Origin of the sequence: Pseudarthrobacter sp. CC4 (assembly GCF_048957775.1) — a bacterium.
In the GTDB taxonomy this organism is placed as follows: domain Bacteria; phylum Actinomycetota; class Actinomycetes; order Actinomycetales; family Micrococcaceae; genus Arthrobacter.
This window is the reverse complement of the sequence record NZ_JARCCZ010000044.1, coordinates 19,583-28,965: the sequence shown is the minus strand read 5'-3', so window position 1 is coordinate 28,965 and position 9,383 is coordinate 19,583. Positions and strand designations below refer to the sequence as shown.

The 9,383-nt window shown below is 66.6% G+C and carries 8 protein-coding genes; 6 read left to right on the top strand and 2 right to left on the bottom strand.

The window, feature by feature from the left end; genetic code table 11:
- Nucleotides 1-329: 329 nt before the first annotated feature.
- Nucleotides 330-1,550 carry a PucR family transcriptional regulator gene (locus tag PV768_RS20995; protein WP_157240330.1) on the top strand — a complete coding sequence of 407 codons (1,221 nt, stop codon included), beginning with the start codon at nt 330-332 and terminating at the stop codon, nt 1,548-1,550.
- A 12-nt stretch (nt 1,551-1,562) separates the two neighbouring features.
- Here the strand turns inward: PV768_RS20995 and PV768_RS20990 are convergent, their stop codons facing one another.
- A complete protein-coding gene (locus tag PV768_RS20990) occupies nt 1,563-1,970 on the bottom strand; it encodes a helix-turn-helix domain-containing protein (protein ID WP_157240331.1) in 408 nt (135 codons plus the stop codon).
- A 48-nt stretch (nt 1,971-2,018) separates the two neighbouring features.
- On the opposite strand from PV768_RS20990, the gene PV768_RS20985 reads away from it, so the two are divergent.
- Complete coding sequence (locus PV768_RS20985) at nt 2,019-2,801, top strand: alpha/beta fold hydrolase (protein WP_157240333.1); 783 nt, start codon at nt 2,019-2,021, stop codon at nt 2,799-2,801.
- A gap of 24 nt (nt 2,802-2,825) precedes the next feature.
- On the opposite strand, the gene ptsP is transcribed toward PV768_RS20985, so the two are convergent.
- Entirely contained in the window at nt 2,826-4,511 is a 1,686-nt protein-coding gene (ptsP, locus tag PV768_RS20980; RefSeq protein WP_421094093.1) for a phosphoenolpyruvate--protein phosphotransferase, read from the bottom strand.
- Nucleotides 4,512-4,673: 162 nt separating this feature from the next.
- On the opposite strand from ptsP, the gene PV768_RS20975 reads away from it, so the two are divergent.
- The 4 genes from PV768_RS20975 (at nt 4,674) to PV768_RS20960 (ending at nt 9,302) form a co-directional block, all read left to right on the top strand.
- Complete coding sequence (locus PV768_RS20975) at nt 4,674-5,402, top strand: TetR/AcrR family transcriptional regulator (protein ID WP_321214745.1); 729 nt, start codon at nt 4,674-4,676, stop codon at nt 5,400-5,402.
- Nucleotides 5,403-5,477: 75 nt separating this feature from the next.
- The gene (locus PV768_RS20970) at nt 5,478-7,469 is read left to right on the top strand and encodes a PTS mannitol transporter subunit IICBA (protein WP_321214744.1); all 1,992 of its coding nucleotides are present in this window, start codon (nt 5,478-5,480) and stop codon (nt 7,467-7,469) included.
- Entirely contained in the window at nt 7,469-8,632 is a 1,164-nt protein-coding gene (locus PV768_RS20965) for a mannitol-1-phosphate 5-dehydrogenase (protein WP_421094092.1), read from the top strand. Before PV768_RS20970 ends, PV768_RS20965 begins: the two co-directional genes overlap by 1 nt.
- Nucleotides 8,633-8,810: 178 nt before the next feature.
- Nucleotides 8,811-9,302, top strand: a complete 492-nt coding sequence (locus PV768_RS20960) for a GNAT family N-acetyltransferase (protein WP_323058031.1) — start codon at nt 8,811-8,813, stop codon at nt 9,300-9,302.
- Nucleotides 9,303-9,383: the final 81 nt, after the last annotated feature.

The following is a 9,383-nucleotide window of genomic DNA, read 5'->3' as shown; positions in this document are numbered from 1 at the left end:
GGTGTGGCCGTTGCTGCGGAACTCGTGGACTCCGGCGGCGGTGATGGCCACCCGGAACTCGTTGTTCTTGATTTCTTTGGGGACGCCGATGATCATCGTGGGCTCCAGGTTCTCGGCTTGATAAGCCGGAAAGTGCGGAAGGATTTCGTGTATCAACGATAAATCCGGTTGTGAGCCAGCCGACACGAGACCAAGCAGCCGCCGGCGAAGAAACCGCGTATTTCCGGGAATTTTCCTCCTATCAGCTGGACATTTGTCGAGCCGTGGGGCGGCAGGTGTCGCCTCGTGTCCGTTCGTCCCGGAGGCTGCCCAGGCAGTAATGTTGGCCCATGCAGCAGCAGGGTGTGGAACAGCTGGTTGAACAGGTGGCTCAGAAGTTGGGCCGTGGCCTGTCACTGGAGGACCTGGACGGGGTGCTGCTGGCTTACAGCTCCAACCAGTCCCACGCGGACCGGGTGCGGGTCAACTTCCTGCTGAGCAAGAAAGTCCCGGCCGACGTCAGCGCCTGGCAGCTCTCGCACGGCATCGCCACCGCCGTCCGTCCGGTGGTGGTGCCGGCCAACCAGGACCTGGGCATGCTGGGCCGGGTGTGCGTACCGCTGATGGTGCGCGGCTTCCGGGTGGGGTACCTGTGGGTGCAGCAGGACTCCGCCGATGAAAATCCGACGGCGATCCTCACCCAGTTGCCGGCCGTCAACCACGAGCTTGAAACGCTCTCCGGGCTCCTGCTCGATTCGAACACGGCCGAGTCTGAATTCCGGCGGGGGCGTGAACGGGAGTTCCTGGCCGCCTGCGCCGGCGAGCCCAACGCCGTGGCCGCCATTGCAGGCTGGAAGGAAATCCAGGGCCGCGGTCCCTGGCAGGTGGTGACAGTGCTCGACGCCGATGGCTGGTCCGGCGGATCCGACCCCATCGCCTCCACCCTCATCCACCGCTCTGCCGCGCTCCAGGCGACCATCGGCGTCGACGCTGCCCTGTTCAGCGCCGGCACGGACACCCATTCCGTCGTGCTGTTCCGCGAATTGTCCGGCCGGGCCAACCACGCCCAGGTGCTGGTCCACTACCAGCTGGAGCTTGCCAAGCGCTCCGGCCGTCCGGTGCAGCGCATCATTCTGGGCATCAGCGAGGGCTTCGGCCGGCCGCGTGAGCTCGCCGCGGCGTACCGCCAATCCAAGCTGGCGGCCCAGGCTGCCGCCGTGGACCCGCAGCTCGGGGAACTCGTGGACTGCAGGGCCACGGGCGTCTACCAGCTGCTTGCGTCCGCGGGGGGAGGCGCGAGTGCCTGGGCTGACTCGGCGTCGGTCTACTTCCGCATGCTTGAGGACCAGGACCGGAACGGTGAGCTGCTTCCGGTCCTAGAACTCCTGTACGACAACGACGGCTCCGTCCAGGACGTGGCCACCAAGCTCCACCTGCACCGCAGCAGCATCTACAACCGGCTGGGCCGGATCCGCCAGCTGCTCGGCGTTGATCCGCTCAAGGGGATGCCCCGCCTGGAGCTCCATGCAGCGTTGAAGATGCGACGCTGGGCGGGCCGGCCACGGATCTAGGGCGGGCAGAACCTAGGCGTCCTTCCCGGGACCCTCCGCGTCGTCGCCCTGTTCGGACTTCTTCTGCCCCTCCAGCCAGGCCATGACGGCGGCCCGCGGTATCCGCCGGTGGGTGCCGCGATATTCCACCGGGATCTCCCCGCGGTCCGTCATGTTGCGCAGATACGTGTGGGAAATACCCGCCAGCTCGGCTGCCTTGGACGTGGTGAGCATGTCCTCCACGCTGCTGACGGTCACCGCTTCGCCGCGGCTGAAGCGGTGCAGGAGGTCGACGACGGCGTCCCTCGCCAGTGGCGGCAGCCGATGGACCGTGCCGTCCACGAAGACGGTGATGTCATCGCTGCCCGCAAGCGCCCGGCCCAGCTTCTCAGCATCCTCCGACGGGAGGGCGCCAGTTACCCGGGGAGCTATCAGTGCCATGCACCCAGCCTACCGGCGGCCACCCCGCCCCGGGGGTAAGCTCGGCAAATGGAACTTACTGGCGGCCGGGACGTGGAAGCGGGCGGACTCCGGGGCAGGCTGTACGCCTCAGTCCTCCCCGCGGGAGCCCCGAACCGGCCTGCCTACGTCCTGCTGCACGGCATCGGAGTTTCGCACCGTTACCTGGCCCGGCTCCATCTTGAGCTGGCCGAGGAGGCGGACGTCTATACGTTCGACCTCCCGGGTTTCGGCAAGGCTTCAAGGCCGCCCCGCCAGCTCCAGATCGATGATTTTGCGGAGTTCGTGGGCGCTGTCCTGGCTGACTCCGGCGTTTCCAGCTATGTGGTTGTGGGTCATTCCATGGGCACGCAGTTCGCAGTGGAACTGGCGCTCCGGGAACCTGCCAGGGCGGCCGGTGCCGTCCTGATGGGGCCGGTGGTGGATTCCCCCAGGAAGACCGTCACCAGGCAGGCGCTGGCCCTTACCCGCGATGCACTCCTGCGGGAGAGCCTGACATCGAACGCCCTCGTGTTCAGCGACTACTTCAGGGCGGGACCGCGCTGGTACCTCACGGAACTTCCGGTAATGATGGACTACCCCATGGAGGAAAGGCTGGCCGCCGTCAGCCAGCCCGTCCTGGTCCTTCGCGGCGCCAAGGATCCCATTGCGCGCCGCCCCTGGTGCGAACGCCTCGCCGCCATTGCGCAGCAGGGCACAATGGCTGAAATCCCGGGACAAGGCCACGTTTTGCAGCACACCGCCCCCGGAACGGCGGCCGAGACCATCAGCGGCTGGGTCCGTGCCCTGGATGGCTTCGGCGTGACCGCCTAGGACGGCACGAGCCGGACGGCGCCGCTAGAGCCCGAGTTCCTCCAGGACCGGCAGCTTCTCCCGGACCCAGGCCCGCGCTTCCGTGGCGCTGGGAGCGGACAGTGCCAGCTTGGCCAGCTGCTGGGCTTCCTCGAGTGTGACGGTCTTCAGCACTGCTGCCACGGCAGCAAGGGAGCGGGCCGTCATGGACAGGGTGCTTACGCCCAGGCCGGTAAGGACGACGGCGAGGGCAGGGTCGGCAGCCGCCTCACCGCACACGCCCACGGGTTTGTTGTTCCCTTCCGCGCGGGATCCTTCAACGGTCAGGCCCACGAGGCGCAGGACGGCCGGCTGCCAGGGCGTGTTGAGGTTGGCGAGCGGGCCGAGCTGGCGGTCTGCGGCCATGGCGTACTGGGTGAGGTCATTGGTGCCCAGGCTGGCGAAGGCAACTTCGCGAAGGATGGCCTCGGCGGTCAGGGCGGCGGAGGGGACCTCCACCATCACGCCGGGGGTCTTGATGCCGGCGTCCGCGCACATCGCGGCAAACCGGGCGGCCTCTTCCGCCGTCGAAATCATGGGGGCCATGACCCAGACGTCCGCTTCGGACTGCTTCTCCGCAAATGCGATCGCCTCCAGCTGGCGGTCCAGAACACCGGGGGTGGTGAAGTCCGTGCGGTAGCCGCGGACACCCAGGGCAGGATTCGGCTCGGTGGAGTCGGTCAGGAACGGGAGCGGCTTGTCGGCCCCGGCGTCGAGGGTGCGCAGGACCACCTTCTTTCCCGGGAAGGCGTCAAATACGCTCTTGTAGGCCGCGGCCTGCTCTTCGACGCTGGGTTCGGTGTCGCGCTCCAGGAAGCAGAACTCGGTGCGGAAGAGGCCTACGCCCTGGGCGCCCAGCTTGGCGGCCGCCTCGGCATCCTTGCCGCCGCCCACGTTGGCGAGCAGCGGCACCAGGTGGCCGTCCGCCGTCGCGCCCGTGCCGCTGAACTCGGCCAGCAGGGAAGCCGTGGCCGCCCACGCCTCCGCTGCTGCGCGCAGGGATTCGTCCGGTTCGGAGGTGATGTTGCCGGCGGCGCCGTCCACATAGACTTCGGTGCCGTCGGGGAGCTCATCAACACCCACGGCGGCAACAACGGCGGGGAGGCCGAGGGACCGGGCGATGATGGCCGTGTGGGACTGCGGGCCGCCGCCTGCGGTGACGAGGGCGAGGACCTTGTTCGGGTCCAGGGTGGCGGTGTCCGCCGGGGCCAGGTCCTCCGCCACTAGGACGAACGGGGTGCTGGATGCCGGGATGCCGGGTGCCGGCACGCCCCGCAGCTCGGCGACAATCCGGGCACGGACATCGAGGACGTCCGTGGCGCGTTCTGCCATGTAGCCGCCCAGGTTGTGGAGCATTTCGGAGACCGACGAGCCGGACTCCCAGATGGCGCGTTCGGCGGACGTGCCGCGGGCCACGAGCTTGGCGGCACCCTTGATCAGCATGGTGTCCTTGGCCATCAGGGCGGTTGCTTCGAGGACGGCTTTGCCGTCACCGGTGGCGTGGGCTGCACGGTGCTTCAGTTCATCGTGCACGGCCTGGGATGCCGCCTTCAGGGCTGCGGTTGCTTCCTCCGCGGTGGTCCCTGCCGCCAGCTGCTCGCCGGCAGGAGGTTCGCTGATGGGTTTGGGCATCTGCCGGACGGTGCCGATGACGCGGCCTGGGCTGACGCCTACTCCTGGGAAGTTCTGCACTGAAGGTCCTCATTCTCTACCGGTTGCCAGGCCCGCCGATACGTCCGGCGCCATGCCGGTCCGCCGTTGGACTGCTTACGTCCGGAGGCGGGAAACGTGCCTGAAAAAAATTGTATGTGATTCAGTTCATATAGCAATGCTATAGGTGCTAGGGTAGCGGTTATGAGTTTGGATGGCCAGCTTCCCCCCAAAATGCGACTGCTCCGTGCTGCCGCGGAGCTGCTGGCAAACTCGGGGGGTGCTCCCGTGTCCACGCGCCAGATCACGCAGCTGGCGGGGGTTACAGCACCCACCCTGTACCACCACTTCGGTGACAAGGAAGGTCTGTTTGACGCCGTCGTCACCGCAGGGTTTGAAGAATATGTAGCGGGCGAAAGGGACTTCGCCCCCTCCGGGCAGCCGCTTGAGGACATCCGGAGAATGTGGGACAACCACGTGCAGTTCGGGCTGAAACAGCCGGAACTGTACTTGGTCATGTTCGGCAACATCCGCCCGGAAAGCCGCCCGGCAATCGTCGCAGATGCCGAGGCGCTCATGGAGGAGATGCTGAACAAGGCAGCGGCGGCAGGCCAGTTGAACGTCCAGCCCAGGGAAGCGGCCAGGTCAATCCTGGCGGCCAACGTGGGGGTGACGCTGATGCTGATTGCGGAGCCCGCCTCCGAACGGAACCTCGAACTGTCCACCATGACCCGGGACGCCATGATCTTTGCGGTGTCAGCCGAGCCCGCCAGCGGCCCGGCCCCGGGCGGCGCCGGGAAATCCTCGGTAGTGGTGGCAGCGATCGCCCTGAACGCCGCACTTCAGGCCTCGCACTCTGACCAGCTTTCAAGCTCGGAACTCAAGCTTTTCCTCGAATGGCTCCACCGCATCTCCACCAGCCCGGCCGGCTGAATCCAGGCCGGCACTACGTCGTCGTAAGTATCGGACCATCCTGCGGAGCAGCAGGAATGACGGTTAGGAAATCACATGGCAACAGAGACAGTTGCAAAGCCCCGCACCAGCGCGCGCGTGCACGTCCAAAAGTTCGGGACCTTCCTGTCCGGAATGATCATGCCCAACATCGGCGCTTTCATTGCCTGGGGCCTTATCACCGCCCTGTTTATTGAAAAGGGCTGGCTGCCCGTGCCCCAGCTGGGCGGTTTTGGCGAGACGGGCGGAAAGCCGAACACCGGCCTCGTCGGGCCGATGATCACCTACCTGCTGCCCCTGCTGATTGCGTACACCGGCGGCCGGATGGTCTACGACGTCCGCGGCGGCGTGGTGGGCGCCATCGGCACCATGGGCGTGATTGTGGGTGCCGGCATCCCCATGTTCATCGGGGCCATGATCATGGGCCCGCTGGGCGGCTGGACCATGAAGAAGATCGACTCGATCTGGGACGGCAAGATCCGTCCCGGCTTTGAGATGCTGGTGAATAATTTCTCGGCCGGCATCTGGGGCGCCCTGCTGGCCATGCTTGGCTTCTACGGCATCGCCCCCCTGGTTTCGGCGTTCAGCACAGGCGCCGGAAACGTGGTCCAGTTCCTGGTGGACAACGGCCTGCTGCCGCTCACCAGCATCTTCATCGAACCCGCCAAGGTGCTGTTCCTCAACAACGCCATCAACCACGGCGTGCTCACCCCGCTGGGCGTCCAGCAGTCGCTGGAGCAGGGCAAGTCCATCCTGTTCCTGCTTGAAGCCAACCCGGGCCCCGGCCTGGGCATCCTGCTCGCCTACATGTTCTTTGGCCGCGGGGCGGCCAAAGCCTCGGCCCCCGGTGCAGCTATCATCCACTTCCTGGGCGGCATCCACGAAATCTACTTCCCGTACGTCCTGATGCGCCCGCTGCTGATCCTTGCTGCGATCGCAGGCGGCATGACGGGCATCGCCACGCTGGCCATCACCGGTTCGGGACTGGTGGCGCCGGCCGCCCCCGGTTCCATCTTTGCCGTGCTCGCCCAGACCTCCCGCGACAGCTACCTCGGAGTGATTCTCGCGGTCCTGCTGGCCACGACGGCCTCCTTCCTGGTGGCCTCCATCATCATGAAGACCACCAAGCACAGCGACGAAGTGGACCTCAGTGACGCCACCTCAAAGATGGAACAGATGAAGGGCAAGAAGAGCTCAGTAGCCTCCACCCTGACCGGCGCCGGTGCGGCTGCCGGCGCGGGCGGTGTGGCCGTCCTGGCCGGTCCGGTGCGCAACATCGTGTTCGCGTGCGACGCCGGCATGGGCTCCAGTGCCATGGGCGCCTCGGTGCTGCGGAACAAGATCAAGGCGGCCGGGTTCCCGGACGTTAAGGTCACCAACGCGGCCATCGCCAACCTTCGTGACGACTACGACGTCGTGATCACCCACCAGGACCTGACCGAACGCGCCAAGCCGGCCACGTCCAGTGCCGTCCACTACTCGGTGGACAACTTCATGAGCAGCCCGCGCTACGACGAGATCGTGGAACTGGTGCGGGAGAGCAACACCGAGGGCGGGCAGGCAGGCGGTGCCGACGCAGCCGAGGCTCCGGTGGCAGCCGCCCCCGGTGCCGGCACCCATGAGATCCTGGCCCGCGAGAGCGTGGTGCTGGAGGGATCGGCCACCACGCGCGACGCCGCCATCGACGAGGCCGGCCGGCTCCTGCTGGACCGGGGTGCCGTGGACGAGGGTTACATCGCAGCCATGCACGAGCGGGAGCAGTCGGTGTCCACGTACATGGGCAGCTTCCTGGCCATCCCGCACGGCACCAATGCCGCCAAGGACCACATCCGGAAGTCTGCGGTGTCCGTGATCCGCTACCCGGAGGGCATCGACTGGAACGGCAAGCAGGTCAAGTTCGTCGTCGGCGTCGCAGGAGTCAACAACGAACACCTGCACATCCTGTCCTCCATCGCAAAGGTCTTCACCAACAAGGAACAGGTTGCCCGGCTTGAGGCTGCCACCTCCGTGGACGAAGTCCTGGAGCTCTTCGGAAAGGTCAACGCATAGTGAAGGCTGTACATTTCGGAGCTGGAAACATCGGCCGCGGCTTTGTTGGGCTGCTCCTGCACGACGCCGGCTACGAGGTGGTGTTCGCGGACGTTGCCGAGGAACTCATCAACCAGCTCGCTGCAGCGGACAGCTACGCCGTACACGAGGTGGGGGAAAACCCTGCAGTGCGGACAGTCACCAATTTCCGGGCGCTGAACTCCACCACGCAGGAAGCGGAGCTCGTCGCGGAAATCGCGACGGCGGACATCGTCACCACCGCAGTGGGCCCGCACATCCTGAAGTTCGTGGCACCCGTCATTGCCAGGGGCATCGTGGCACGGGAACCCGGCCTTCCGCCGCTGCAGGTCATGGCGTGTGAAAACGCCATCAACGCCACGGACATCCTTGCCAAGGAGGTGGCCTCCCAGCCGGGGGCCGCCGCCGGGGCGCTGGACGGGAAAGCCGTGTTCGCCAACACCGCCGTGGACCGGATCGTGCCCAACCAGGAACCCGGGCAGGGCCTGGACGTCACCGTGGAGACCTTTTACGAATGGGTCATCGACCGCTCCGCCTTCGGTGATTCCGCACCGGTGATCCCGGGCGCCACCTTTGTGGATGACCTCTCGCCGTACATCGAGCGGAAGCTGTTCACCGTCAACACCGGCCATGCCTCGGCCGCCTACTTCGGGTTCGAGGCGGGCATGGAGAAGATCTCCGACGCCATGGCTGACCAGGACGTGGCCGAGGATGTCCGGGCAGTGCTGGAGGAAACCAAACAGCTCCTGGTCAGCAAGCACGGCTTCAGCAACGACGAGCAGGAAGCCTACGTCCAGAAGATCCTGGTCCGGTTCTCCAACCCCTACCTGCCGGACACCGTCCACCGGGTGGGCCGTGCCCCGCTGCGGAAGCTGAGCCGGCACGAACGGTTCATCGGCCCCGCGGCCGAACTCGCGGAACGTGGCATTGTGCCCGAGGCGCTCCTGGGCGCCATCGCGGCGGCACTGCGCTTCAATGATCCCGCCGACGCCGAAGCGACGGAACTCGAGGGGATCCTGGCGTCCTCCAGCCCGGCGGAGGCCACCGCCCGCATTACCGGCCTGGAACCGGACCATCCGCTGTTCAACGCCGTGGCAACGCTGGTGGAAGAGCGGCAGGCAGAGGCGGCCAGCGCCCCGGCCTGAACGCTCTCGCACTTCCTGCGGCTTTTTCGCCAACCCTCTCGCAGATAACGCGGGCTTTCCCCCAACCCTCCTGCAATCACGACGCCGGCACTCACCCGAGTGCCGGCGTCGTGATTTGTCATGTCCCCACGTGTGGAATGCTGGTCCGGTGATTCGCAACCCAGGTGCCCAGCCCTTCCTGTTGACCGCCGGCGTCGACGGCGGGACCTTCCGCCTCCGCCCCGCCGCACCCGCAGACCTTCCGGCCATTGTGCAGCTGCTCGCGGATGATTCGCTGGGCGCAGGGCGGGAGCGCCGGGAAGACATGGCGCCTTATGAGCGTGCCATGGAAGCGATCGACGCCGACCCCTGCCACCTGCTGGTCGTGGGGGAGTTCGTGCCGGACGGCGCAGCGGACGGTCCCCTGGTGGCCACCTTCCAGCTGAGTTTCCTCCCGGGTATGTCGCGGCAGGGCGCCTGGCGCTCGCAGATCGAGGGCGTGCGGGTGGCCGCGGGCCTCCGTGGCAAAGGGCTCGGGAACCTGATGGTGCGGTGGGCCATCGATGAATCCCGACGCCGCGGCTGCACACTCATGCAACTGACCACCCACGCGACGCGGACAGGGGCGCACCGGTTCTACGAACGGCTCGGCTTTGAAGCCTCCCATGAAGGCATGAAGCTTCCGCTCTGATCGCTGCGCACCCACAAACGGACATTGCACCCGGGCGTTCCGGGGTGCAATGCCCGTTGAAGGGTGCAGAACGGGGGCGGG

Bases quoted from the DNA above. Each gene is read 5' to 3' on its own strand.
- PV768_RS20995 (WP_157240330.1), top strand. From the start codon at position 330: ATGCAGCAGCAGGGTGTGGAACAGCTGGTTGAACAGGTGGCTCAGAAG.
- PV768_RS20990 (WP_157240331.1), bottom strand. From the start codon at position 1,970: ATGGCACTGATAGCTCCCCGGGTAACTGGCGCCCTCCCGTCGGAGGAT.
- PV768_RS20985 (WP_157240333.1), top strand. From the start codon at position 2,019: ATGGAACTTACTGGCGGCCGGGACGTGGAAGCGGGCGGACTCCGGGGC.
- PV768_RS20975 (WP_321214745.1), top strand. From the start codon at position 4,674: ATGAGTTTGGATGGCCAGCTTCCCCCCAAAATGCGACTGCTCCGTGCT.
- PV768_RS20970 (WP_321214744.1), top strand. From the start codon at position 5,478: ATGGCAACAGAGACAGTTGCAAAGCCCCGCACCAGCGCGCGCGTGCAC.